We start from the raw sequence: 24,475 nt of genomic DNA, 5'->3' as shown, positions 1-24,475 counted from the left end.
GGCGCCGCTTCAAGCGGCGACGGCACCGGCAGGCGCCTTGCGGAATCCGTCGCCGGACCCGACCTCATCGCCGCGCCCCCCGGCCCACCGCCAGGCCCGCCGCGATCCGGCGCAGCGCGCGGGCGCGGAAGGGCAGGATGCCCGGCCCGTAGGCCACCCCCGAGGACGAGCGGCGCAAAGCGGGCGTTTCGGCGGGATCCTCGGCCTCGTCCCCGGCTCCGAAGGCGTCGCCAAAACCCGCGCGCGCCTCCGCCTCGGCCCGCAGCCCGTCGCGCAGGGCCCGCGCGGCGGGCCAGGGACCATAGCCCGAGGCCACGTTCACATGTCCCGCATGGCCCATGTCCAGAAAGCCCGCGCCCCAGGCCCCGGCCAGCGCCTGCGCGCGCTCAAACCCCATCCAGGGATCGTTGCGGCTGCCCGCGACCAGCGCGGGAACGCCCAGATCGCGCTCGGGGATCGGGCCGAAATGCGCGATGCGGTCGGCGCCCCCGGTCTCGGCCGGGGCCACCAGCAGCGCGGCCTTGACCCGCAGATGTGGCCATTGCGTCAAGAGCCGGGTGATCAGGATCGAGCCCAGCGAATGGCCGACCAGCACGCAGCCCGGATGCTGCAGGATCATCGAGGCCAGCTCGACCTCCCAGACCGAGGGCGAGGGCCTCCCGGGATCGGAAAGCTCGACCATCAGCGCATGCGGATCGCTGGCGGCCCACCACTGCTGCCAATGCGGCGCGGCGGAACCGTCAAGGCCCGCAACGATAAGCGTCGTGATCATGGCCCCTCTCCTTTCGCCTGCGGTGCGGTCGGGATCGCGTGGCCGGAACGACTCGTTTCGCGATGCCCATGCGATAAAGACTACCAACTTTGTCGTATTTATGGCTTCCAAAAGACCCGGGCGAAAGGAAATATTATTCCCCGAAGGATCCGCGAGGGGCGGCGGATCTCTTCGCCCGCGCCGAGGCGATCGGATGGGGGCACCGACGGGCAATCCGTACCGGGTTCGGGGCCGACACCGCTTCCGACGCTTGCGACGGCCCTGCCGACCCGCCTCAAAGGCGAAAGCGGCTGGCCTCTTCCGGCGGGGTCGGCCGCCCCGCCCTTCGCCCGCGCAAGTCTCCGCCCCCCGACCCCGGATCGCCGCGCCCGCCCGTCAGCCCGTGCCCGCCCGTCAGCCCGGCCCCCCGGTCACGTCCCCGGGATGGTCGTGGCCGCACAGCGCATGGTCGCCCAGAACCTCGATCACCCGGCAATCGGCGATGGTGCCATGGGCGCATTGCGCCACCATCCGCGCCAGCTCCCCCTCCAGCGCCCGCAGCCGCCCGATCCGCGCGCGCACCGCCGAAAGCTGCGTCCGCGCGATCTGATCGGCCGCCGCGCAGGACTGGTCGGGCCGGTCCGACAGGCTGAGCAGGTCGCGGATCGCCTCAAGCGGAAAGCCGAGGTCGCGGGCATGGCGGATGAAGCGCAGCCGGTCCAGCACCTCGGCGCCGTAAAGCCGCTGGTTGCCCAAGGAGCGCCCGGGCGCGGGCAGCAGGTCGATCTGTTCGTAGTAGCGGATGGTCGGCACCTTCACCCCGGCGGCCTGGCCGAGTTTTCCGATCGTCAGCATGATTTCCCCCTTGAAGCTATAGCCGCTAGAGACATTAGCTATCGAGTCGAAATGAAACAACGGCCCGAATCCCGGGCGGAGACTCGACATGACCAAGCAGGAAGAACAAGGCGAAACGCCCCGGGATGGCGGCGAGCGGATGGAATGGGCGGTCTCGGGCATGGATTGCGCCGCCTGCGCCATCAAGATCAAGGATGCGGTGGCGCGGATGCCCGGGGTCTCGGAGGTCTCGGTCACGGTGATGTCGGAAAAGCTGCGGCTCAGGATCGACGAGGGCGCCACCCCGCGCGAGAGGGTCGAGGACACCGTGCGCAGGCTGGGCTACGGCATTCGCGGCGGGGTGGGCGGCGGCCAGCCCCCGCATGACCCCGCCACGCATGTTTGCGGGCAGGTTTGCGGGCAGGACACGGCCGCGCAAGATCAACCCGGGGCGGATCGTCCGGCCCCGGACCATATCGGCCACAGCCACGCGGCGCCCCCGGATCATGGCGGTTCCCACCCGGCCTCCGGGACACCCGCGGCGACCCGCGACCCCGGCCATGGCGCGCCCGGCCATGTCCACGACGACCCCGCCGACCGCGGCAAACGCTGGCACGAGACCGGCAAGGGCCGCCTCGTGATCCTGACCGGCCTTCTGCTCGCCGCCGCCTGGATCTTCGAGATGCTGACCTCGGCCGGGCCCGGTCGCTGGGCCTTCACCGCCGCCTGCCTGATCGGGCTCGCCCCGGTCGCGCGGCGGGCCTGGGCCGCTTTGCGCATGGGCCAGCCCTTCACCATCGAAAGCCTGATGACCATCGCCGCCATCGGCGCCCTGTTCATCGACGCCGCCGAAGAGGCCGCGCTGGTGGTCTTTCTCTTCGCCGTGGGCGAGCTCCTGGAGGGCGTCGCCGCCGGAAAGGCCCGCGACGGCATCCGCGCGCTCTCGGCGCTGGTGCCGCAAAGCGCCTGGCTCGAACGCGACGGCACCACGGTCGAGGTGCCCGCCGCCAGCCTGGCCCCCGGCCAGACCGTGCTGGTGCGCCCCGGCGACCGCATCCCCGCCGACGGCGAGATCGTCGAGGGCACCTCGGGGATCGACGAAAGCCCGGTGACCGGCGAAAGCGTTCCGGTAACGCGCGGCCCGGGCGAGCAGGTCTTCGCCGGCGCCATCAACGCCGAGGCCGCGCTGCGGCTGCGGGTGACGCGGGCGGCGGGCGACAACACGATCTCGCGCATCATCCGCCTGGTCGAGGAGGCCGAGGAGGCCCGCGCCCCCACCGAGCGGTTCATCGACCGCTTCTCGCGCCTCTACATGCCCGCCATCGTGGCGGTCTCGGTGCTGGTGATCGTGGTGCCGCCGCTTTTCTTCGCGCAGGACTGGGGCACCTGGGTCTATCGCGGGCTGGCGCTTTTGCTGATCGGCTGCCCCTGCGCGCTGGTGATCTCGGTCCCGGCCTCGATCGCCTCGGCGCTGTCCTCGGGGGCCAGGCGCGGCCTTCTGATGAAGGGCGGCGCGGTGATCGAGGCCGCCGCCGCCACCCGCCGCATCGCCTTCGACAAGACCGGCACCCTGACCCTGGGGCGGCCCGAGGTCACCGATGTCCTGCCCTTCGGCGCGACCGGGGCCGAGGCGCTGCTGGCCGCCGCCGCCGGGGTCGAGGCGGGCTCGGCCCATCCGCTGGCCCGCGCGGTGCTGGCCCGCGCCGAAGCCCGGGGCATCGCCCCCCGGCCCGCCACCGGGGCCAGGGCCCTGCCCGGCAAGGGCGTCAGCGCGGTGATCGACGGCGGCGCGGTCTGGGTATCGTCGCCGCGCCATGCCGAAGCGGCGGGCGTGCTGGACGCCCCGGCCCGGGCCGAGGCCACCCGGCTGGAAAGCGAGGGCAAGACCACCGTCGCCGTCTTCCGCGAGGGCGAGTTGCTGGGCCTTCTCGCCCTGCGTGACGAGCCCCGGCCCGACGCCCGCGAAGCCATCGCCGATCTGCGCGCGCTCGGCATCGAAAGCGTGATGCTGACCGGCGACAATCCCCGCACCGCGGCCGCCATCGCAGGCGGGCTTGGGATGGACTTCCGCGCGGGCATGCTGCCCGCCGACAAGCTCGACGCCATCCGCCAGATGCAGGCACAGGGCGGGGTCATGATGATCGGCGACGGCATCAACGACGCGCCCGCGCTGAAACAGGCGGGCGTGGGCGTGGCGATGGGATCGGGGACCGATGTGGCGCTGGAAACCGCCGATGCCGCGATCCTGCGCGACCGGCTGGCGGATGTGCCCGCGCTGATCCGTCTCGCACGGGCGGCGATGGGGAACATCCGGCAGAACGTCGCCATCGCGCTCGGGCTGAAGGCGGTGTTCCTGGTGACATCGGTCGCGGGGATCACCGGGCTGTGGATCGCCATCCTGGCCGATACCGGCGCGACGGTCCTGGTGACGCTGAATGCGCTGCGGCTGCTGACCTTCGATCCCGCGCGCAGGGGCTGAGCGCGGGCTGCGGGGCGCGCGCGGCGGGCGACGGAAGGTCCTGGTCGGCCACGGGAGTCGCGGACGGGTCTGACGCCTGCGAACCGGCGGCCAACGGCCTGGGCTCTCCGCCGCCTTCGCCGTTCGGCCCGACCCGCATCGGCCCAAGAAAAAGCGCAGGCGGCGGCCACCCGACCGCGCAACCGGCTGGCAGCGGCAAGGGGGGCATGCCGACCCTCGGGCTGGCAACGGCGCCGCCGCTCCGGCCGATAGGGGCGCGCGGCCCATGCCACCCAGAGGAAATCGCCCAACCGTAAGACCGCCCGCCGCCAAGCTCGCGCTCCAATGCAGCCCCGATCCGGTATCCCCAGGCCGAGCGGGCCGTCACGCCGCGCTCCACGGGCTGCGGAAAAGTCACGCGGCAACCCAGGCCCCTGCCAACTGGCTCGGTCTCGCACCCGATGGTGCAGTTTCCACGGTCACTTCCGTCAATGCGGGCTGGATTTCCGCCTCAAGCCCCGCCCCTTTTCAACGACCTGCCAAGGTGCCGCGCCAGATCCGCGCCGAAAAGGCGGCACTCCGGCAAGGAACCGGCCGGGCATTGACGGGCCAATCCGGCCCACATCCCGCACCGGATCGGTCCGCCGAAGCCCACCCGCTTCCGTTCGCTTCCGTCCCGGGCACCTCCAAGTCCCCCGGACCGCCCCGCCACGGATCAACGCGGCGGGATCGAATAGGTCAGCGAGGCCCGCGCGACGACCGGCCCCTCCCGGTGCCCCGCCGCATCGCCGTCCGCCGCCGCCTCGTCCAGCGAACGGATCAGCACATCCCCCACCACGAGCACCCGCCCCAGCTTGAGGATCCGCGCCTCGGCCAGAAGGTCGCGCCCCGGCGCGGGCTTGCGCATGAAATCGATCGAGCAATTCGTGGTCACCGCCAACGCGACCGGCCCGATCCGCGACAGGATCGCCAGATACATCGCCACATCGGCCAGCGCGAACAGCGAAGGCCCCGAGACCGTGCCGCCCGGACGCAGATGCCGCTCGGCAGGCCGCATCCGCAGCCACACCCTCTCCGCCTCCACGGCCTCCAGGGCAAAATCCCCGGCCACCTGACCGAATTCCTCGCGCAGAAACGCCGAAAGCGCCTCCGCCCCCATCACCACTTCCATCGCCCCCCACCCTGCCCCATTCTTCTTTGCAGAAATATCCCGGGGGTGAGGCGCCAAAGGCGCCGAGGGGGCAGCGCCCCCTGCTACCCCCTCCCCCCTGGCTCAAACCCCGTAGATCGCGCCGAATTTCGCCTCCAGATACTCCAGCAGCGGCCCCGCCCCCGGCTCCTCGCCGATGGCGGTCGAGATCAGTTGGTGCGGCGTGTAAAGCCCGCCATGGCGCTGCACATGCTCGCGCAGCCAGCCGGTCGCGCCGGAAAGATCGCCCGCCGCCAGTTGGTCGTCCAAATCCGGCAGCGCCCGTCGCATCGCGCCATGCAGCGCGCCCGCGTAAAGGTTGCCAAGCGTATAGGTCGGAAAATAGCCGAAAAGCCCCACCGACCAATGCACATCCTGCAGCACCCCGTTCGAGGCCCGGTCCACCGCCACGCCGAAATCGGCCAGGAAGCGGCTGTTCCAGGCCTCTTCCAGATCCGCCACCTCCAGATCGCCCCGGATCAGCGCCCGCTCCAGATCGAAGCGCAGCATGACGTGAAGGTTGTAATGCACCTCGTCGGCCTCGGTGCGGATGAAGCCGGGCTCCACCCGGTTCACGGTGGCGAAGAACTCCTCCTCCGAACTGATGCCGAATTCGCCGAACCGCTCGCGCATCTGCGCGAACAGCCAGCCGGTGAAGGCGCGCGAGCGGCCGAGCTGGTTCTCGCAGATCCGGCTCTGGCTTTCATGGACCCCCATCGAGACCCCGCCCCCGATCGGTGTCAGCGCGTAATCGGGGTCGATGTTCTGCTCGTAGATGGCGTGGCCGACCTCGTGGATGGTGGAATAGAAGCAGTTGAACGGATCGCTTTCGGCGATGCGGGTGGTGATGCGCACATCGTCGCCCGCGCCGGAACTGAACGGATGGACGGCGATGTCGATCCGGCCTCGGGTGAAGTCGTAGCCGAAGGCCCCGGCCAGGTCGCGCGCCAGCCGGATCTGGGTATCGGCGCCGAAACTGCCGTGCAGCGCGGCGGGGCGGCTCGACGCCCCCAGGATCCGGCCGCGCAGATCCACCAGGCGCGGGCGCAGCGCGTCGAACATGGCCGAGATGTCGGCGCCGGTCATGCCCGGCTCGTAATCGTCGACCAGCGCGTCATAGGCGTCGCCGCCGGTGGCCAGGGCCGCGCCCTCCTCGCGCTTGAGCCGCACCACCTCGGCCAGCGTCGGCAGGAAGGCCGCCACGTCGTCGCGCGCCCGCGCCTCGGCCCAGATGCCCTGCGCGACAGAGGTGACGCGGGCGATCTCCTGCGACAGCCGGGCGGGCACGCGGCCCGCACGCTCCCAGGCGCGGCGGATCTTCGCCAGTTGCGCCTCGGCCACCGGCTCGGTCGGCGTCACCGCCGCCAGCCAGTCGCGCAGCCGGGGGTCCGAGCGGCGGGCGTGCAGGACGCCCTCCATCGCGGCCATCTCCTCGGCGCGCTGCGCGGCGGCGCCGCGCGGCATATGGGTCTCCTGGTCCCAGGACAGCCGCCCGGCCACCTGCTCCAGCGCCGCCGTCTCGCGCGCATGGGCGATCAGGGCTTCGTATGCGTCGTTTTTCGGGGCATCAGGCTTGGGGGCATCTGGGGACATCAGGCCGTTCCTTTGCGAATGGACCCCGCCACGGGGTATTGCGACAGATGGCGCGCGCGCAGGATCAGGCACCACAGCAGAATCGCGCCGATCTGGTGGGTGATCGCCACATGCGGATGCGCCCCGGTCAGGACCGAGACGATGCCGAGCACGACCTGCGCCGCCAGCACCGCCATCACCAGATGGAAGGCCCGCCGCGTCATGCCATGGGCCGAACGGCGGCCGCGCAGCCAGACCACGATGCCGAAGGCGAACAGCAGATAGCCCGCCATCCGGTGCAGGAACTGGGTCATGGCCTGGCCCTCGAAGAAGGCGTGCCAGCCGGGCAGCGCATTGCCGTCCAGGTCGGTCACATAGAGGATGTCGGGCGGGATCAGCCCCCCGGCCATCAGGGGCCAGGTCGGGAAGGCCTGGCCCGCATCGGTGCCCGCGACCAGCGCCCCCAGCAGGATCTGCAGGAAGCTGAAATGCAAAAGCCCGGTGGAAAGCGAGAACAGCTTCGCCTCGCGCCCGCGCCGCGCGGTCATCAATTCGGCCTCGGGGCGCGACAGCAGCATGACATACCAGCCCAGGAAGCCCAGGATCACGAAGGCGAGCCCCAGATGCACCGCCAGCCGGTAGGGCACGACCGAGATCCGCGCCCCCTCCAGCCCCGAGGCGACCATCCACCAGCCGATCGCGCCCTGCAGCCCGCCAAGGCCGCCGACCAGCAAAAGCCGCCCGGTCCAGCCCGCCGGAATGGCGCGGCGCAAGGCGAACCACAAAAAGCCCAGCCCCCAGACCAGGCCGACGATGCGGCCAAGCTGGCGGTGGCCCCATTCCCACCAGAAGATGGTCTTGAACTCTTCGACCGTCATCCCGGGGAAGGCCAAGGCGAATTGCGGCGTCTCGCGGTATTTGGCGAATTCGGCGTCCCAGGCGGCGGCGCTCAGCGGCGGGATCGCCCCGGTGACCGGGCGCCATTCGGTGATCGAAAGCCCGGCGTCTGAAAGCCGCGTCAGCCCGCCGATCACCACCATGGCGACGACAAGCACGAAAAGCGCCACCAGCCAGTTGCGGATCGAACGCCGCGCCCCCTTGGGTCGGGCGTCGATCATGCCCCCCGCCTTCGCCGGGCGCGCCTTCGCGCCCCCCTGTCCTGCGGTCGTCGCGGGATCCGCCGCGACCTCTTCGAAAATGCTGCGCTTTCCGGCCATGTCGCCTTCCCTTGCGTGACGGCGCGAGCCTAGTGCGCCCCCCCGCCCGCTTCAAGGCCCCCGACCCGCCCGCCCCTGCGGCAAGGCCGCGCTGACTCCCTTGCGGCAAGCCCGCGCTGGCCCCCCTGCGGCAGAGCCCCAAGGCCGCGCCATCACGGGCGGGCAAGGCCCTGCGACCCACGGGCGGCGGCGCCTTCGCGAAGGGGCCGGGCGGGGCGATTGCGGCGAAAGGACGCGCGAGGGGCGGCCCCGGTCGGGTCTCGCGCGGGCCAACGCGACGGGGCTGCCGGTTTTTTGCGCTTTCGCGCAGGCCGCTCCGGCGCTTTCCGGCAAGCCCTTCCGGCATTGTCAGGCAAGCCTTTGCGGGTCACGCAAGCCTTTCCGGCAGTTTCGCACCGGCCTCCCGGCGCCTCGCCCCAAAGCTTTCCGCCACTTTCGCATGGGCCGCGCGCGGGGGGCGTTCCGTTTTCCGAACCCATGTGATCTAAAGACCGCAAGAGCCACCCCACCCGGACCCCCGCGCCCCATGCCCGAACGCAGCGAAAGCGACAGCCGCAAGCTTCTGCGCCGCCTGCGCGATGTCCTGGCCACGCCCGGGCGCGGCCAGGACCGGCTGGACCGCATCACCCATCTGATCGCCGATTCGATGCGGACCGAGGTCTGCTCGATCTACCTCTTCCGCGATGCCGAGACGCTGGAACTGTTCGCGACCGAGGGGCTGAAGAAGGAATCCGTCCATCACACCCGGATGCGGCTTGGCGAGGGGCTGGTGGGCCGCGTCGCGCGCACCGGCCTGCCGGTCAACACCGCCAACGCCCCCGCCGAGAAGGGCTTTCGCTACATGCCCGAAACCGGGGAAGAGATCTTCTCGTCCTTCCTCGGCGTGCCGATCCAGCGCGTGGGCGAGAAGATCGGCGTCCTCGTCGTGCAGTCGAAGGAGGCGCGCGAATTCTCGGACGACGAGATCTATGCCGTCGAGGTGGTCGCCATGGTCGTGGCCGAAATGACCGAACTGGGCGCCTTCAACGGCGACGACAGCGGCGTGAAGGCGCTGCACCGCCAGCCGGTGATGTTTCGCGGCGCCACCGGGCAGGAGGGCTCGGCCGAGGGGCGGGTCTGGCTGCACGAGCCGCGCGTCGTGGTGACCAACCCGGTCGCCGACGATCCGCTGACCGAGATCGACCGCATCCGCGACGCGGTCGGGCAGCTCAGGATCTCGATCGACGACCTGCTGGCGGCCGAACAGCTCGACAAGGATCAAAAGCAGGTGCTGGAGGCCTATCGGATGTTCGCCCATTCGCGCGGCTGGCTCAGGCGGATGGAAGAGGACATCATGCGCGGCCTTTCCGCCGAGGCGGCGGTGGAAAAGGAACAATCCGCCACCCGCGCCCGGCTGGAACAGGTGCCCGACGCCTATCTGCGCGACCGGCTGCACGATCTGGACGACCTGTCGAACCGGCTCTTGCGCATCCTGACCGGCCAGGGCCGCGACACCGGGGCGCAGATGCCGCCCGATCCGATCCTGGTGGCGCGCAACATCGGCCCGGCGGAACTGCTCGACTACGGCCGCAAGCTGCGCGGCGTGGTGCTGGACGAGGGCTCGGTCGGCTCGCATGCCGCCATCGTGGCGCGGGCGCTGGCGATCCCCCTGGTGATCCATGCGGGCAACATCACCACCGAGGCGCTGAACGGCGACCCGATCCTGGTCGACGGCGACCAGGGCGTGGTGCATCTGCGCCCCGAGGAAACCGTGGCGCGCGCCTTCCGCGACAAGACCGCGATGCAGGCCGAGGCGCAGAAGCGCTACGCCAGCCTGCGCCGCCTGCCCGCCACCGCGAAATGCGGCACCACCATCGCGCTGCACATGAACGCGGGGCTGATGGCCGACCTGCCCAGCCTGCACGGATCGGGGGCCGAGGGGGTGGGGCTGTTCCGCACCGAGCTTCAGTTCCTCATCCGCAACAAGATGCCCAAACGGGCCGAGCTGGCCTCGCTCTACACAAGGGTGATGGATGCCGCGAAGGGCAAGCGGGTGGTGTTTCGCACCCTCGACATCGGCTCGGACAAGGTGCTGCCCTATATGAAGCCCAACGAAGAGCCCAATCCCGCCATGGGCTGGCGCGCGATCCGGGTGGGGCTGGACAAGCCGGGCGTGCTGCGGATGCAGGTCCAGGCGCTGATCCGCGCGGCCGCCGGGCGGCCCCTGTCGATCATGTTCCCCTTCGTCGCCGAACATGCCGAATTCACCGAGGCCCGCGCCCAGGTCCTGCGCGAGATCCACCGCGAACGCTCGCTTGGCCATGTCGTGCCCGAGACGCTTGAGATCGGCGCCATGTGCGAGACGCCGTCGCTGGCCTACGCGCCGCAAAGCTTCTTCGAGGCGGCCGATTTCATCTCGGTCGGCGGCAATGACCTGAAGCAGTTCTTCTATGCCGCCGACCGCGAGAACGAGCGGGTGCGCCGCCGCTACGACACGCTGAACCTGAGCTTTCTGGATTTCCTGGAAGGCATCGTGGCGCGCTGCGCCCGCAGCGCCACTCCGCTGTCCTTCTGCGGCGAGGATGCCGGGCGCCCGATCGAGGCGCTGGCGCTGGCCGCGCTCGGGTTTCGCATGCTGTCGATGCGCCCGGCCTCGATCGGGCCGGTGAAGGCGCTGCTGCGCCGCGTCGATCTGGCGCAGGCGCGCGGCGTGATCGAGGCGGCGCGGACGGCGGGCGACGAAAGCCTGCGGCCCCGGCTGATGGACTGGCTGTCCTCGCAGGCGGAATAGCGGGCGGGACCGGGGGAGGATCGGAAAGGGCCGGTCGAACGGAACGGGCCTGACAGCAAGCGGGTAGCCAGGACGGTCGGGCCGGACCGGAACGGGTCGAACAGGAACGTGTCGGATCGAGGTCGGCCAGGCGGGGCAGACCGGACGGAAGCAGATCGGACCGGAGCCGAGGGAACCGGGGCGGAACGAGCCACAACAGCCTGCCACCCGCGCGCCTTAACATGGAGATCACCGCCCACCCCCTCCCCCCAACCACCGCCGTGCCCCCGGCCATCCCGGTCACACGGAGCGGGAGCGGGAGCGCCGCATTTCCGCGCGCGCCTTCAACCCGGCAAGCCCCGCCCGCCAGCTTTCCCCTGGAAAGCTCCGCCAGACGATTCCCGCTCACGGGTCTCCGCCAGGCACTCTTCGGGCGACCTCCGCCCAATCCGTGATCGCGCCTGCCTCATCCGTGCCAAAAGCTGCCCATATAACCCCTTCAACCCGGCAAGCCCTGTCCGGCCCGGCACCAAACCTCCCCCCCCTTGCGCCAAGAGGGGCGAGGAGACCCATGTCGCGCCTCGCGCCCGCCCCCATCCGGCCAAACCGCCGGGCGCACAGTCCGCCCCTCACCTTGCGCCGAGGGTTCAGGGAGGGTCACGCCGCGCCTGCGCCCGGGAGACTTCATCCGGCGAGCCCCGCACGACAGGCAGCTCTGCCTCCGCCACCTGGCGCCGAGGGCCAAGAGAGGGACGATGCCGCCCCTTCCGCCCCGGCCACCATTCGGCGAGCCGCGCCCTGCAAGACTTCGCCCTGCGCCAGCTTGTGCAAAGGGGGCGCCGGGAGACCCACGTCCGCCTTGCGCCCCCCATCCGGCAAACCCTGCGCGCCCCTTGCTCAAAGGAGGGCCGGGAAGGCCATTCCGCGCCCTAACCTTCCGCTGACATTATGGTGAAGCCGCGCTGGCGAACAGGCTTTGTGCGCGGGTTCGGTCTCACGCCCTCGCGCCGTCCGGGCTATGATGCAACCGCGGCATCGTCGCCCATTCCCGCAGCCAGGCCCCGGCCCGGCCCCGTATCTGCAACATCCGCGCCCGGAAGGTTCGCCATGTCCCTAACCAACAGCCGCGCCCATTACGGCGCCGTCGCCCGCAGCTTTCACTGGCTGACCGCGCTTTTGATCTTCACCGCCTTCGCGCTTGGCGTGATCGCGAACGAACTGCCCTTCGGCAATGCCGGGGAACTGGCCCGCAAGGCGCGGCTGTTCTCGATCCACAAGACGCTCGGCACGCTGGTCTTCTTCGTCGCGCTGGCGCGGATCCTGTGGGCGCTGACCCAGGTCCGGCCCGCCGCGCTGCACCCCGAGCGCAGGCTTGAGACCCTGGCCGCCGAGATCGTGCATTGGGGGCTTTACATCTCGCTGGTGGCGGTGCCGCTCTCGGGCTGGATCCACCATGCCGCGGTCGAGGGGTTCGCTCCGATCCTGTGGCCCTTCGGCCAGGGCCTGCCCTTCGTGCCGAAATCCGAAACCGTCGCCCATGTCGCCACCGTCATGCACTGGCTGTTCACCAAAGTCCTGCTGGCGGCGGTGCTGCTGCATGTGGCGGGGGCGCTGAAACATGTCGTCATCGACCGCGACGCCACGCTGGCGCGGATGCTGCGCGGCACGGCGGCCTCGGCCGAAGCTGGATCTGGGGTCGACGCCGCCCCGCATGCCGGGCGCCTGCCGATGCTGGCGGCTTTCGCGGTCTATCTGCTGGCCTTCGGCGCGGCCTGGCAGATCGCCGAGGCCCCCGCCCGAACCGGCGCCGCACCGGCGTCGACAGGGGTCTCGACAGCGGCCGAAGGCGCAGGCGAGACCGCCGGAAACTGGGCGGTGGAAAGCGGCACGCTGTCCTTCACCGTCCGCCAGATGGGGGCCGAGGTCTCGGGCGGCTTCGCCGGCTGGACCGCCGCGATCCGCTTCGACGAGCCCGCGGTCGAGGGGCGCAACGGCGCGGTCCGGGTCGAGATCGACACCACGAGCCTCAGCCTCGGCTCGGTCACCGACCAGGCCAAGGGCGCGGATTTCTTCGACATCGCCAACCACCCGACCGCGATCTTCGACGCCACCATCCGGCCCGCCGAGGGCGCGGACGGCGCCAGCCATGTCGCCGAGGGCAGCCTCACCCTGCGCGGCGTCTCGCACGAGGTCGCGCTGCCCTTCGCGCTGGAGATCCGGGACGGTGTCGCGACCATGCAGGGGCAGACCGTGCTGGACCGGCGCGACTACGGCATGGGCGAGAATTATGGCGACGAAGGCACGGTGGGCTTTTCCGTCACCGTCTCGGTCGAACTGACCGCCCGCCACCTGGATTGAGCAGCCCGGATCGAGCCTTGCGGATCGGGACGGCCGGTCCGATGGCACGGGTTGCCGGTTTCACGGCGCCCTGACCAAGGCGCCGGGCAATCGCCCGCAGGGTCGCGGCGTTTCGGTCGCGGCCCATTGATTGCGAAGGCCACGATCGTGGCTTCCGGATCGCGGCACCCGTCATGACCTCCGCCGCCGCCCATAGATGCGGAACGGGGGATGCGGAGCGGGGAATGCGGAGCGGTAGCCCCCGCCCGGGCCAGTCACCCGGCCGCGTCCGGCCCCGGTCAAAAAGGGCGGCGGGCTCTGGCGGGGCCGCGCCTTTTGTCCTGCGTGCCGATGGCAGGCGCTTTCGGCCGCAAGAGACGGCCAGCCGGGAACCCGCCCCGAGACAGCACCATAGAACAGCGGCAGAGAAATGCTGAGGGAAAGATTGCTCCGAAGCCCATCCCCGGCCCGGGTGCCTGGGCGGGGTCTATGGTCGCCTGTCCGGGTTCGGGCGGGGGCGCGGGACGGCCCGGCCCGAAGGCCCAGGCCCCGGAGCGTCGAGCCCCCGGAGCGTCGAGGCCCGGCACAGTCGAAGCCCATCTCAGTCGAGACTTGGCAAAACCGGCCCCTGGAAAGCCAAGGGACCGACAAGCCGAGGAACCGGAAAGCCGAGGAACCGGAAAGCCGGAGGCCGCAGTCGGCCCGGCAAGGGAAAACGGCCGCAGGACCTCTCCCACGGCCGTCTCCCGAAATCGGATCCCGCAGAATCGGGCCCGGCCGCGCCGCCTGTCGGGCGCCCGGGGTCGTCGGGGCCGGCGCTTATTCGGCGGCCTTGCCCGCCTCGATCGAAACCTCGACCAGCACCTCGTCGGCGATGGCGGGGGCGAACATGCCCAGGCCGAAATCGCTGCGGATCAGCGTCACCGTGCCGTCGAATCCCAGCCATTCGGTATTGGCCATCGGATGGGTGCCCGCGAAATTCAGCTTGGCGTCGATGACGATTTCCTTGGTGACGCCGTTCAGCGACAGATCGCCGGTGATCAGGCCGGTGTCCTCGCCGGTCACCTCGATCGAGGTCGACTTGAAGGTCACCACTTCGGATTTGGCGGCATCGAAGAAGTCGCCCGACAGGAAATGACCGTCGCGGCCCGCATCGCCGGTGGCAAGGCCCGCGATCGGGAAGGAGATCTCGACCGCGCTGTTTTCCGGCGCCTCGGCGTCGAAGTCGATGGTGCCGGTCACCCCGCCGAAGATCCCCCGGGTGGTCGAGAAGCCCAGGTGGCTGTAGGAAAACGCCGCGGCGCTATGGGTCGGGTCCAGGTCGTATTTCACCGGCTCGGCGAAGGCGGGGGCGGCGAAAAGCGCGGTCAGCGCAAGGGGTAGGATGCGGTTCATCTCGGTCTCCATGGGTATGATGCAGGCGCAGCGAAATTGCCCGCGCCGGGACACTGGCACAATCCGGCAGGTCCGAACAGGCTTCGTGCGCCCCCGCACATCACAGTCGCGCCATCCGGCCCGTTTCGCACAAAGCCGCCCGACAGGGGCGCGCGCCGCCGCTTACCGCGCTTGCATCGACGCGCACCTTCTGTATAAAGCCGCATCCTTTCCGATTGACCATGAACCGGCGATGCCTCTCGTGGACGGGCCCGGAAAGGCGCGATGCCCGTCCTTTGAAGCCGCCCATTGCACAGCAAGGAAGCCTCATGCCGCTTTACGAGCATGTCTTCATCTCGCGTCAGGATCTGTCCAACGCGCAGGCCGAAGGTCTTATCGAACATTTCTCCACCGTCCTCGCGGACAACGGCGGCAAGGTCGTTGAACACGAGTATTGGGGCGTGAAGACCATGGCCTACAAGATCAACAAGAACCGCAAGGGCCATTTCGCGCTGCTGAAGTCGGACGCCCCGGCCAATGCCGTGCAGGAGATGGAACGCCTGATGCGCCTGCATGACGATGTCATGCGCGTGCTGACCATCAAGGTCGACAAGCACGCCGAGGGCCCCTCGGTCCAGATGCAGAAGCGCGACGAGCGTGACCGCGGCGACCGCGACGGCGATCGCGGAGACCGGGGCGAACGGGGCGGCTTCGACCGTCGCGAGCGTCGTTGATCACAGCCGGGAAAAGGACTTAGACCATGGCGAACAAACCGTTTTTCCGCCGCCGCAAGGTTTGCCCCTTCTCGGGCGACAATGCCCCGGCGATCGACTACAAGGACACCCGTCTGCTGCAACGCTACATCAGCGAGCGCGGCAAGATCGTGCCCTCGCGCATTACCGCCGTCTCGGCCAAGAAGCAGCGCGAACTGGCGACCGCCATCAAGCGCGCCCGCTTCCTCGCCCTGCTGCCCTATGCCGTGAAATAAGGAGCACGACAGATGCAAGTGATCCTTCTGGAACGCGTGGCCAAGCTTGGCCAGATGGGCGAAGTCGTCAACGTCAAGGACGGCTATGCCCGCAACTTCCTGCTGCCGCAGGGCAAGGCGCTGCGCGCCAACGAGACCAACATCAAGAGCTTCGAGGCCCGCAAGGCCCAGCTTGAGGCGGTGAACCTCGAAACCCGCAAGGAAGCCGAATCCGTGGGCGAAAAGCTTGACGGGCAAAGCTTCGTGGTGATCCGTTCGGCCTCCGAATCGGGCGCGCTCTACGGTTCGGTCTCGGGCCGCGACGTGGCCGAGGCGGCGACCGCCGCCGGTTTCACCGTGGCCCGCAGCCAGATCGTGCAGGAAAAGCCGATCAAGGATCTGGGCCTGCATGCGGTCTCGATCGTGCTGCACCCGGAGGTGACCGTCGAGGTCACCGTGAACGTGGCGCGTTCGGTGGAAGAGGCCGAGCTTCAGGCCTCGGGCAAGTCGATCCGCGAACTGGCCGCCGAGGCCGAGGCGGAAGCCGAATCCGAACTCGCGCAGGTTCTGAGCGAAGTCGGCGCCGCCGCCTCGGAAGAACTCTGACCGAACAGGGCCGACCCGGGCCACGCGCCCGGCCCGCCCCCGCAAAGACCCCGCCCGCCGCGCCCTCCGCGCGGCGGGCTTCTTACTGCGCCCGAGGGGCCGCTGAAAAACTCGTGCGGCGGCATCGGCTTTCGCGGAAAATCAGTAAATCTGGTCCGGGAGTGGGCGAAAATATGCGGCCTCCGCAGTGATTTTCGACACTGCAGGAAAAATTTCCGTCTCGAAGCCGCTCCAGGATACTTTTCCAGCAGCCTGCCAAGGGGCGATCCTCGCGCGCGCCGTCCCGTCCTTGTGGGCTGCATGGCATCGCACGGCCTCCTGTCACAACCGCCTGACGCCCCGCACCCGCGCAGACTGCCCTGCATCGCCTCAACCGAGTAGCTGCGCGTTGGACCCCTCGCATGGCTCGCTCTCCACACCGCCGCCGCGCCTCGCACCCTCGCCGGCTCGCTGCATCGCATCGACCGCGCGGGCCTCACGCTGCCGTCGTCTCGCATGGCTCCCTCACACGACAGCCTCACGCCAGCACTGCGCCGCTTGCGGGTTGTGCTGCATCGTATCAACCGTGCGGCTCGCACCGCGCCGCTTCGCACCACTTCCTCCGGCGCCCCGCCTCGTAGTGCGCCGCCTCGCAACTGGACCGTTCCCGCCCCCCACTCCGAACCTCGGCACCTTGCGCAACCCGCTTTCCTTAGCGCCCGTCGCAAGCCGTCCGTCAGGGGCGAAAGCCTTCCCCCCCTCGCGAGAGCCCACCCCGCAGTGCGGCGGCATGCCCCAAGGATCCGGCATCTGCCCGCAGAACAGGCGCGCTTCTCCGGCCCAAGGCCCGAAACGCCCCGAAAACGCCCGCATATGGCGAGGATCTGCCTTGTATCGGGCAGCGGCTGGCAGCAATCCGCCTACGATTTATTTCAATCTTTGCAATATTCCCGAGAGCGGGGCAAAGACGCTGCCGGACAGTGACAAAAACACCGCAGCATGGAACAGAACCGCATGACAAGCGGCAGCAGCCTCTTTCGCCTTTCGTCTTCCCGATCCTCAGCCTCCCTCAGGCCCCGCACCGGCCTGCGCCTCGCCGCCCTTCTGGGCGCGGCCTTGGCGCTTTCGGCCTGCGGCGCCTCGCTCGACCAGGCGACGAAATCCTCCAAGGGCTTCGACGCGGGCCAGAACGAAGAGCTGAAAGCCCTGGCGATCAGCGAGGCCCAGGCCCGCCGCGCGAGGGGCGAGCGGGTCTGGTGCGTGCCCTTCGCCCGCACCGCGAGCGGCGTCGAGATCCGCGGCAATGCCGGCACCTGGTGGGGGGCGGCCCGGGGCGTCTACGACCGCGGGCACCAGCCGCAGCCCGGCGCGGTCATGGCCTTCGCCTCGACCCGCAAGATGCCGATGGGCCATGTCGCCGTGGTCTCGCAGGTCCTGTCCGAGCGCGAGGTGCTGATCGACCATGCCAATTGGGACCGCAACCGGATCTCGTTGCAGATGTCGGTCGTCGATGTCTCGGAGCGCAACGACTGGTCCAAGGTGCGGGTGGAAAGCACGCCCGAGACCTATGGCAGTGTCTATCCGGTGAACGGCTTCATCTACCCCGAACCCGGCGACGCCGAACGCTCCGACGGCTGAGGGGCCCGTGGTCCGAGGGCCGGGAAACCGAGAACCGACGACGGACGGCGCGTCAGATCCTGCGCGGGCTGAGCGGCACAAAAAACTGACGACTCGAGGTAACCCAGAGAAGACGATACTTCGGATCCCGCGCGCGGTTGAAAGCCTCCGCGCGACTGTGGGTCGGAGCGGTCGCTTGAGCCCCAGGTGACTAGAGATCCTGGGGGGCCGAGAACGGAAGGCGCCTAGAGCCATGCTCACCGAGCCCTTTCCCCGCGCCGCCTCCCGTCCCGGCAAGCTCTGAGAACCTGCGGCTTGCGCAGGACATTTCCCGCTTCACCTCGCAGCCTGACACCGGAAACCCGGAGGTTGGCTCCGGTGGGCTGCGGCCTTTTCCCTGGGCCGGATTCTGGCATCGGCTGGAGGAGCTGTCGGGGCCCCGGAACCGGATCAGGCCCGGAAAACGCCGCTGCAATGCAATAGGCCGCCCCTGGGGGCGGCCTTTCGTCAATCTGCGGGTAAGACACGCGCGGGGGGCGAGGGATCCGCCCGGCCGCGCGGCGCAGGCATCAAAGCTCGTCCAGCGCCTCGACCGCCTTTTGCAGCTCGTCCTTGCCGACTTCCTTCTCGGACAGTTTGGCCAGGCCCAGGATATGGTCCACCACCTTGTCCTCGAAGATCGGCGCACGCAACTGCTGCTGCATCTGCGGGTTCTTCTGCACGAATTCGAAATAGGCGCGTTCCTGGCCCGGATACTGGCGGGCGGACTGGATCACCGCCTGGGTCATCTCGGCATCGGTCACGGTGACCTCGGCCTTGCGGCCGATCTCGGCCAGCAGGAGGCCAAGGCGCACCCGGCGCTCGGCCAGCGACTTGTGCTCTTCGGTGGCCTCGATCGAGCCATGGTTGTGGCCGTGCTCTTCGGGATGTTCCTCATGCCAGAGCTGATGGGCGATCTGGCCCGCCTCGGCCTCGACCAGTTTCGACGGCAGATCGAAGGAGACCAGCTTGTCGAGCTGGTCGAGCAGCCCGCGCTTGAGCACCGCGCGGGCGGCACCGGCATATTCGGCCTCAAGACGGCCCGAGACCTGGGTCTTCAGCGCGGCCAGATCCTCGGCGCCGAATTTCTTCGCCAGCTCGTCGTCGATCTCGGCGGGTTTCGGCGCCTTCACGGCATGGACCTTGCATTTGAACAGGGCTTCCTTGCCCGCGAGATGGGCGGCGCCGTAATTCTCGGGGAAACTGACCTTGACCTCGACCTCGTCACCGGCCTTGACGCCGACGAGCTGCTCCTCGAAGCCCGGGATGAACGAGCCCGAGCCCAGAACCAGCGGATATTCCTCGCCCTTGCCGCCCTCGAAAGCCTCGTCGCCGATGAAGCCCTCGAAGTCGATCACGACCTGGTCGCCGTCCTTGGCCTTGGTGCCCTTCTTGCGGTCCTCGAAGTTCTTGGCGTTCTCGGCCAGGTTCTTCAGCGCCTCGTCGAGCGAGGCCTCGTCGGCCTTCACCACCAGCTTTTCCAGCGTCACGCCGGACAGGTCGACCTCGGGGATATCGGGCAGCGCCTCATAGGCGACATCGACGACGAAATCGTCGCCTTCCTTCCAGGTCTCGCCGTCGCGGGCCTTCACCTCGGGCTGCAGCGCCGGACGGTCGCCGCTGGTCTCGAAATGGCCCTTCAGCGCGCTGTCGATGGCGTCCTGCACCGCATCGCCCAGGATGCGCTGGCCGAACTGCTTCTTCAGGATCGCGAGCGGCACCTTGCCCTTGCGGAAGCCCTTGATCTCGACCTCGGGCTGCGCCTCAAGCAGTTTCTCCTGCACCTTGGCGTCCAGTTCGGCGGCGGTCACCGTGATGGTATAGCCGCGCTTCAGGCCGTCGTTCAGGGTCTCGGTGACCGTCATTCGTTTCGTCCTTCCCAATCCTCAAATGGTGCGGGTGAAGGGACTTGAACCCCCACGCCGTAAGGCGCCGGAACCTAAATCCGGTGCGTCTGCCAATTCCGCCACACCCGCAACGCGTCGCATTCCAATGCAGCGGGGGCCGGCCCTTCGTTTCCCGAAGGTCCGGCCCCCGTCCGGCACGGAAATTCGGCGCCCTTCTAACAAAGGCGCAAACCGGATGCGAGCGGAAAATCTCGCCCCATTTTCGCCACAAACCACGCGGCTTTTTCCGCTTCTGCCCGCAAATGAGCCCGCCGCGGGCGCATTCCTGCCACAGTCGGGGGCAAGAAAGGTGTCACCAGCACGAACAGCGGCGCGATGGCGCCCGCCGGGCAAACCCCGGCTCGGCGCGCCAACAGAGAGGACAGACCCATGGGCGACATGACCCTTTCCTTCGGAACCCTCGAAGGCCTCGGCGCCGAAACCGGCCTCGACTCGCCGCGCGGGCTGACCGCCGGAACCACGGTCCTGACGCTGGACGGCGCGTTGCCGGTGCAGTTCCTCTCCCCCGGCGACCGGGTGGTGACCCGCAACGGCGCGCGCGAGCTGGTCGCGGTCGAGGTGGCGGTGCTGCGCGGGCAGGAGATGGTGCGGATCTCGGCCGCCTCGCTGGGCCATGACCGCCCCGAGGCCGACCTTTTCGTCGCGCCGGGCCAGAAGATCCTGGTCCGCGACTGGCGCGCCAAGGCGCTTTACGGCAAGCCTGCGGCGATGGTCGCGGCCGAGCGCCTGGCCGACGGCAGCTATATCCGCAAGGAAACCGTGGCCGAGGTGCGGCTCTTCACCCTGCGTTTCGCCCGGGACGAGGTGATCTATGCCGCCGGGCTGGAACTGTGCTGCGAGGCGGCGCCCGTTCACGCCTGAAACCCCGGCCGACCCGCGCCAGTCCCGACCGCAGCCGAGGGGCGTGTGCGCCCGCCCTCGCCTGACACAGGGTCGAGCCTGACACGTCCCCCGCTGGCCCCCTTCGGTCAAGCCGATCGCACCGAACACATCAGCGCAGGCCGCGCCGCAGTCGCCCATGCGCTCCCGCTTACAACCCAAGCCCGCGCAGCACCTTCGGCAGGGTCTCGGGCAGATCCTCGGCGATCAGCCCCGGACCGAAGGACCGCGCGCATTCCACATGCAGCCAGGCCCCGGTGCAGGCGGCATCGAACGGCGAGAACCCGCGCGCCAGCAGCCCGGCGATGAAACCCGCCAGCACATCCCCCGATCCGGCCGTGGCCAGCCAGGGCGCCGCGCGGTCATAGGCGGCGGCATTGATCCGGCAGGCGCCCTCCGGCGCCGCGATCACCGTATCCGCCCCCTTGAACAGCACCACGCAGCCCGCCCGCGCCGCCGCCGCGCGGCAGGCGTCCAGCTTCGAAAACGCCGGGCCCGTCGCGGCGGGCTCGGCCAGGCGCGCCGCCAGATCGGGGAAAAGCCGCGCGAATTCGCCGCCATGCGGCGTCAGCACGCAACCCCCGTGCAACGCCCCGAACAGCGCCGCGTCGCGCCCGATCAGCGTCAGCGCATCCGCATCCAGCACCAGCCGCCGCCCCGAGGCCAGCGCCACCCCCGCCAGCCCGGCCTCGCGCGCGCCGGTCCCCAGGCCCGGGCCAAGGCAAAGCGCGCCGATGCGCCGGTCCTCCAGCATCCGCGCCAACGCGGGCGCCCCGGCCACCGGCCGCAGCATCACCGCATCCAGCCGCGCCGCATGCTCGGCCAGCGCCCCGGGCCCGGAGGCCAGGGTCACCAGCCCCGCCCCGATCCGAAGCGCGCCGCGCGCAGCCATCCGCGCCGCGCCACCTTGCCCGGCGGGGCCGGAAACCACCACCGCATGGCCGTGGTCGAACTTGTGCCCCCGCCCCGATTTCGCCAGCCCGCCTGGCGGTCGCGAACCGCCCGCCGCCGCCCCCGGCGCAAGCCCAAGCCCGCCCGCGCTCACCAGCGCGGCATAGTCGCCCCCGGGCAGCGGCCCCAGCCCGATCTCCACCACCCGCAGGCGCCCGCACAGAAGCGGCCCCCGCCCCAGGAAATGACCCGGCCTCGGCCGATGGAAACTCACCGTCAGATCGGCCCCGCCCTCCTCTTCCTCCGCCGGAACCGGCTCCCCCAGCACCCGCCCGCTGTCGGCACAGAGACCCGAGGGCATGTCGACCGCAACGACCCTCGTCCCCGCTCGATCCAGGGCACGGGCCCCGGCCAGCCAGGCGCGGATCTCGCCCGAAACCGGCCGCGCAAGGCCGGTGCCGAACAGGGCATCCACCACCAGCGCCGCCCCCGACATCTCCTCCGGCCGCCGCCCCCGGGGATCGCGCACCGGGCCAAGCGCCCGCCAGAGGTCATGCATCGCCCGCGCATCCGGCGGCAGCCGCCCGGCCTCGCCGAACAGAAAGACCTCGACCGCCCATCCCGACCCGTGCAGAAGCCGCGCCACGACAAATCCATCGCCGCCGTTGTTGCCCGGCCCGCACAGGACCACCGCCCGCCTGCCTCCTTCATCTTGGCGCAAATATCCCGGGGGTGCGGGGGCGGCGCCCCCGCCCTGCCCTGCCTCCCCGGAGCGCACGCCGCCCCCGCTCGGCCCCCGCGCCCCGAACCCGGGCCACTCGGCCAGAATCGCCTCGACCACCCCCGCCCCGGCGCGCTCCATCAGTGCCCGCCCGCTCACCCCGCCGCCCTCGGTCGCGGCCCGTTCCAGCGCCCGCATCTGCGCCGATGTCAGCAGTTCGGTCATCTTTCCGCCCAATCCATCCGCAAATCGCCCAATATCGCGACCACATGCACAAAATTAATGCACATCGCGCAGATTTCCGCCGCCATATGTCGCATCCCGGTCCAGACCGATTGTGACCCGCTGCCGGAAATGGTCGATGGTCCACGACAGACAACGGGGGAGTCGGCCCAATGAAGAAGATCGAGGCGATCATCAAGCCCTTCAAGCTCGATGAGGTGAAGGAAGCCCTGCAGGAAGCGGGCATTCAAGGCCTCTCGGTGACGGAAGTGAAGGGCTTTGGCCGCCAGAAGGGCCATACCGAACTCTACCGCGGCGCCGAATATGTGGTCGATTTCCTTCCCAAGGTGAAGATCGAAGTGGTGCTGTCCGACGATATGGTCGAGACGGCGGTCGAGGCGATCATCGGCGCCGCGCGCACCGACAAGATCGGCGACGGCAAGATCTTCGTCTCTCCCGTCGAACAGGCGATCCGCATCCGCACCGGCGAGACCGGCGACGAAGCGGTCTGACCCCATCCCACAGCCGAACCCCGAGGCACCGGACCAGGAGGCCGGGTCCTCATCACTGACAACCCATAACGAAAGGCAGTAGCATGAGCGCGGTTGCAAAGGCTCTGAAACTGATCAAGGACGAAGAGGTCGAATATGTGGACGTGCGGTTCACCGACCCGAAGGGCAAGCTTCAGCATGTGACGCTGGTCGTCGATCTGGTCGACGAGGACTTCTTCGAGGAAGGCTTCATGTTCGACGGCTCCTCGATCGCCGGCTGGAAGTCGATCGACCAGTCCGACATGAAGCTGATCCCGGACGCGTCCTCGGCCTATATCGACCCGTTCTACGCCGAGAAGACCCTCTGCCTGCATTGCGACGTGGTCGAGCCCGACACCGGCGAGGCCTATGACCGCTGCCCGCGCCAGATCGCCAAGAAGGCCGAGGCCTATCTGAAATCCTCGGGCATCGGCGATGCGGCCTATTTCGGCCCGGAAGCCGAATTCTTCATCTTCGATGACGTGCGCTATTCGGTCACCCCGGCCAAGGTCGCCTATCAGATCGACGCCGATGCGGCGGCCTGGAACACCGACACCGAATACGAGGGCGGCAACCTCGCCCACCGCGCCGGCCACAAGGGCGGCTATTTCCCGGTCAACCCGGTCGACGAGGCGCAGGACCTGCGCGGCGAGATGCTGTCCACCATGAAGCGCATGGGCATCAAGGTCGACAAGCACCACCACGAGGTGGCGACCTGCCAGCACGAGCTGGGGATGATCTTCGGCGGCCTGGTCGAACAGGCCGACAACATCCAGAAATACAAATACGTGATCCACAACGTGGCCCACGCCTATGGCAAGACCGTGACCTTCATGCCCAAGCCCATGAAGGGCGACAACGGCTCGGGCATGCATGTCAACATGTCGATCTGGAAGGACGGCAAGCCCCTGTTCGCGGGCGACAAATATGCCGACCTCAGCCAGGAGGCGCTTTATTTCATCGGCGGCGTCCTGAAGCACGCCAAGGCGCTGAACGCGCTGACCAACCCCTCGACCAACAGCTACAAGCGCCTGATCCCGGGCTTCGAGGCCCCGGTGCTGCGCGCCTATTCGGCCCGCAACCGCTCGGGCTGCGTGCGGATCCCGTGGACCGAATCGCCCAAGGCCAAGCGTGTGGAAGCCCGCTTCCCCGACCCTTCGGCGAACCCCTATCTGGCCTTCGCCGCGCTGATGATGGCGGGCCTCGACGGCATCAAGAACAAGATCGACCCGGGCCCGGCCTCGGACAAGGATCTCTACGACCTGCCGCCCGAGGAACTGGCCGCGATCCCGACCGTCTGCGGCTCGCTGCGCGAGGCGCTGGAATCGCTCGAAGCCGACATGGACTTCCTGCTGGCGGGCGACGTGTTCACCAAGCCCCAGCTCGACGCCTATATCGCGCTGAAGTGGGAAGAGGTCTATGCCTATGAGCATACCCCCCACCCGGTCGAATATCAGCTCTACTATTCGGTCTGATCCGGCACGCGCCCGGACAGGGAAGACATCGACAAGGGGCGGCCCGCAAGGGCCGCCCCTTTACCGTGCCCCCTGTGGGGAGACCGCCGCGGCGGACCACTGTCGCCCCCACCGCGCGCCCTGGCGCGGTCGGCGGGAAATTCATATTGATCCCGCACGCG

The 24,475-nt window shown here is 69.4% G+C and carries 18 protein-coding genes and 1 tRNA gene; 10 read left to right on the top strand and 9 right to left on the bottom strand.

Annotated elements, in window-relative coordinates:
* Positions 1-64: 64 nt before the first annotated feature.
* Together ABNX41_RS00270 and ABNX41_RS00265 are read right to left on the bottom strand one after the other, a co-directional pair.
* Positions 65-772, bottom strand: coding sequence for an RBBP9/YdeN family alpha/beta hydrolase (locus ABNX41_RS00270; protein WP_438667711.1), 708 nt, complete (start codon positions 770-772; stop codon positions 65-67).
* 393 nt (positions 773-1,165) lie between these two features.
* Positions 1,166-1,606, bottom strand: coding sequence for a MerR family transcriptional regulator (locus ABNX41_RS00265; RefSeq protein ID WP_438667710.1), 441 nt, complete (start codon positions 1,604-1,606; stop codon positions 1,166-1,168).
* A gap of 88 nt (positions 1,607-1,694) precedes the next feature.
* On the opposite strand from ABNX41_RS00265, the gene ABNX41_RS00260 reads away from it, so the two are divergent.
* On the top strand, positions 1,695-4,064 hold the full coding sequence (locus tag ABNX41_RS00260) for a heavy metal translocating P-type ATPase (RefSeq protein WP_438667709.1): 2,370 nt from the start codon (positions 1,695-1,697) through the stop codon (positions 4,062-4,064).
* 694 nt (positions 4,065-4,758) lie between these two features.
* On the opposite strand, the gene ABNX41_RS00255 is transcribed toward ABNX41_RS00260, so the two are convergent.
* The 3 genes from ABNX41_RS00255 to ctaA form a co-directional block, all read right to left on the bottom strand.
* Positions 4,759-5,214: a PaaI family thioesterase gene (locus tag ABNX41_RS00255; protein ID WP_438667708.1), complete on the bottom strand. Its 456-nt coding sequence runs from the start codon at positions 5,212-5,214 to the stop codon at positions 4,759-4,761.
* A gap of 102 nt (positions 5,215-5,316) precedes the next feature.
* Positions 5,317-6,825 carry a carboxypeptidase M32 gene (locus tag ABNX41_RS00250; RefSeq protein ID WP_438667707.1) on the bottom strand — a complete coding sequence of 503 codons (1,509 nt, stop codon included), beginning with the start codon at positions 6,823-6,825 and terminating at the stop codon, positions 5,317-5,319.
* Positions 6,825-8,021 (bottom strand): heme A synthase, encoded by a 1,197-nt coding sequence (gene ctaA, locus ABNX41_RS00245; RefSeq protein WP_438667706.1) that lies wholly within the window; start codon positions 8,019-8,021, stop codon positions 6,825-6,827. Before ctaA ends, ABNX41_RS00250 begins: the two co-directional genes overlap by 1 nt.
* A gap of 526 nt (positions 8,022-8,547) precedes the next feature.
* On the opposite strand from ctaA, the gene ptsP reads away from it, so the two are divergent.
* Together ptsP and ABNX41_RS00235 are read left to right on the top strand one after the other, a co-directional pair.
* Complete coding sequence (gene ptsP / locus ABNX41_RS00240; protein WP_438667705.1) at positions 8,548-10,791, top strand: phosphoenolpyruvate--protein phosphotransferase; 2,244 nt, start codon at positions 8,548-8,550, stop codon at positions 10,789-10,791.
* Positions 10,792-11,877: 1,086 nt separating this feature from the next.
* Positions 11,878-13,128, top strand: a complete 1,251-nt coding sequence (locus ABNX41_RS00235) for a cytochrome b/b6 domain-containing protein (RefSeq protein ID WP_438667704.1) — start codon at positions 11,878-11,880, stop codon at positions 13,126-13,128.
* 798 nt (positions 13,129-13,926) lie between these two features.
* On the opposite strand, the gene ABNX41_RS00230 is transcribed toward ABNX41_RS00235, so the two are convergent.
* Positions 13,927-14,502 carry a YceI family protein gene (locus tag ABNX41_RS00230; protein ID WP_438667703.1) on the bottom strand — a complete coding sequence of 192 codons (576 nt, stop codon included), beginning with the start codon at positions 14,500-14,502 and terminating at the stop codon, positions 13,927-13,929.
* 308 nt (positions 14,503-14,810) lie between these two features.
* Between ABNX41_RS00230 and rpsF the strand changes: the two genes are divergently transcribed.
* The 4 genes from rpsF (at position 14,811) to ABNX41_RS00210 (ending at position 17,671) form a co-directional block, all read left to right on the top strand.
* Positions 14,811-15,215 (top strand): 30S ribosomal protein S6, encoded by a 405-nt coding sequence (gene rpsF / locus ABNX41_RS00225; protein ID WP_438667702.1) that lies wholly within the window; start codon positions 14,811-14,813, stop codon positions 15,213-15,215.
* Between the two features lie 26 nt (positions 15,216-15,241).
* Entirely contained in the window at positions 15,242-15,469 is a 228-nt protein-coding gene (gene rpsR / locus ABNX41_RS00220) for a 30S ribosomal protein S18 (protein WP_125327012.1), read from the top strand.
* A 12-nt stretch (positions 15,470-15,481) separates the two neighbouring features.
* Positions 15,482-16,054, top strand: coding sequence for a 50S ribosomal protein L9 (gene rplI / locus ABNX41_RS00215; protein WP_438667701.1), 573 nt, complete (start codon positions 15,482-15,484; stop codon positions 16,052-16,054).
* Positions 16,055-17,047: 993 nt separating this feature from the next.
* Positions 17,048-17,671, top strand: coding sequence for a CHAP domain-containing protein (locus ABNX41_RS00210; protein ID WP_438667700.1), 624 nt, complete (start codon positions 17,048-17,050; stop codon positions 17,669-17,671).
* A gap of 548 nt (positions 17,672-18,219) precedes the next feature.
* Here ABNX41_RS00210 and tig read toward each other — a convergent pair.
* Both tig and ABNX41_RS00200 read right to left on the bottom strand, forming a co-directional pair.
* On the bottom strand, positions 18,220-19,554 hold the full coding sequence (gene tig, locus ABNX41_RS00205) for a trigger factor (RefSeq protein WP_438667699.1): 1,335 nt from the start codon (positions 19,552-19,554) through the stop codon (positions 18,220-18,222).
* Positions 19,555-19,580: 26 nt separating this feature from the next.
* Positions 19,581-19,665: transfer RNA gene (locus ABNX41_RS00200), tRNA-Leu, on the bottom strand.
* 300 nt (positions 19,666-19,965) lie between these two features.
* On the opposite strand from ABNX41_RS00200, the gene ABNX41_RS00195 reads away from it, so the two are divergent.
* A complete protein-coding gene (locus tag ABNX41_RS00195; RefSeq protein ID WP_438667698.1) occupies positions 19,966-20,457 on the top strand; it encodes a Hint domain-containing protein in 492 nt (163 codons plus the stop codon).
* 169 nt (positions 20,458-20,626) lie between these two features.
* On the opposite strand, the gene ABNX41_RS00190 is transcribed toward ABNX41_RS00195, so the two are convergent.
* The gene (locus ABNX41_RS00190; protein WP_438667697.1) at positions 20,627-22,312 is read right to left on the bottom strand and encodes an NAD(P)H-hydrate dehydratase; all 1,686 of its coding nucleotides are present in this window, start codon (positions 22,310-22,312) and stop codon (positions 20,627-20,629) included.
* A 170-nt stretch (positions 22,313-22,482) separates the two neighbouring features.
* Between ABNX41_RS00190 and ABNX41_RS00185 the strand changes: the two genes are divergently transcribed.
* Both ABNX41_RS00185 and glnA read left to right on the top strand, forming a co-directional pair.
* Positions 22,483-22,821, top strand: a complete 339-nt coding sequence (locus ABNX41_RS00185) for a P-II family nitrogen regulator (RefSeq protein ID WP_438667696.1) — start codon at positions 22,483-22,485, stop codon at positions 22,819-22,821.
* Positions 22,822-22,904: 83 nt separating this feature from the next.
* Entirely contained in the window at positions 22,905-24,314 is a 1,410-nt protein-coding gene (gene glnA / locus ABNX41_RS00180) for a type I glutamate--ammonia ligase (protein ID WP_438667695.1), read from the top strand.
* The last annotated feature ends 161 nt before the right edge of the window (positions 24,315-24,475 follow it).

The organism is Pseudogemmobacter sonorensis, assembly GCF_042762395.1.
Classification (GTDB): domain Bacteria; phylum Pseudomonadota; class Alphaproteobacteria; order Rhodobacterales; family Rhodobacteraceae; genus Pseudogemmobacter; species Pseudogemmobacter sonorensis.
Note: the sequence above shows the minus strand (reverse complement) of the source record. Positions and strands in the feature narration are given on the sequence as shown.

Excerpts from the sequence above, each read along its gene's own strand:
- ABNX41_RS00210 (WP_438667700.1), top strand. The coding sequence starts at position 17,048 with ATGACAAGCGGCAGCAGCCTCTTTCGCCTTTCGTCTTCCCGATCCTCA.
- ABNX41_RS00185 (WP_438667696.1), top strand. The coding sequence starts at position 22,483 with ATGAAGAAGATCGAGGCGATCATCAAGCCCTTCAAGCTCGATGAGGTG.
- tig (WP_438667699.1), bottom strand. The coding sequence starts at position 19,554 with ATGACGGTCACCGAGACCCTGAACGACGGCCTGAAGCGCGGCTATACC.
- ABNX41_RS00260 (WP_438667709.1), top strand. The coding sequence starts at position 1,695 with ATGACCAAGCAGGAAGAACAAGGCGAAACGCCCCGGGATGGCGGCGAG.
- ABNX41_RS00190 (WP_438667697.1), bottom strand. The coding sequence starts at position 22,312 with ATGACCGAACTGCTGACATCGGCGCAGATGCGGGCGCTGGAACGGGCC.
- ABNX41_RS00230 (WP_438667703.1), bottom strand. The coding sequence starts at position 14,502 with ATGAACCGCATCCTACCCCTTGCGCTGACCGCGCTTTTCGCCGCCCCC.
- ABNX41_RS00195 (WP_438667698.1), top strand. The coding sequence starts at position 19,966 with ATGGGCGACATGACCCTTTCCTTCGGAACCCTCGAAGGCCTCGGCGCC.
- rplI (WP_438667701.1), top strand. The coding sequence starts at position 15,482 with ATGCAAGTGATCCTTCTGGAACGCGTGGCCAAGCTTGGCCAGATGGGC.
- rpsF (WP_438667702.1), top strand. The coding sequence starts at position 14,811 with ATGCCGCTTTACGAGCATGTCTTCATCTCGCGTCAGGATCTGTCCAAC.
- ptsP (WP_438667705.1), top strand. The coding sequence starts at position 8,548 with ATGCCCGAACGCAGCGAAAGCGACAGCCGCAAGCTTCTGCGCCGCCTG.
- ABNX41_RS00250 (WP_438667707.1), bottom strand. The coding sequence starts at position 6,825 with ATGTCCCCAGATGCCCCCAAGCCTGATGCCCCGAAAAACGACGCATAC.
- ABNX41_RS00265 (WP_438667710.1), bottom strand. The coding sequence starts at position 1,606 with ATGCTGACGATCGGAAAACTCGGCCAGGCCGCCGGGGTGAAGGTGCCG.
- ABNX41_RS00235 (WP_438667704.1), top strand. The coding sequence starts at position 11,878 with ATGTCCCTAACCAACAGCCGCGCCCATTACGGCGCCGTCGCCCGCAGC.
- glnA (WP_438667695.1), top strand. The coding sequence starts at position 22,905 with ATGAGCGCGGTTGCAAAGGCTCTGAAACTGATCAAGGACGAAGAGGTC.
- rpsR (WP_125327012.1), top strand. The coding sequence starts at position 15,242 with ATGGCGAACAAACCGTTTTTCCGCCGCCGCAAGGTTTGCCCCTTCTCG.
- ABNX41_RS00270 (WP_438667711.1), bottom strand. The coding sequence starts at position 772 with ATGATCACGACGCTTATCGTTGCGGGCCTTGACGGTTCCGCCGCGCCG.
- ABNX41_RS00255 (WP_438667708.1), bottom strand. The coding sequence starts at position 5,214 with ATGGAAGTGGTGATGGGGGCGGAGGCGCTTTCGGCGTTTCTGCGCGAG.
- ctaA (WP_438667706.1), bottom strand. The coding sequence starts at position 8,021 with ATGGCCGGAAAGCGCAGCATTTTCGAAGAGGTCGCGGCGGATCCCGCG.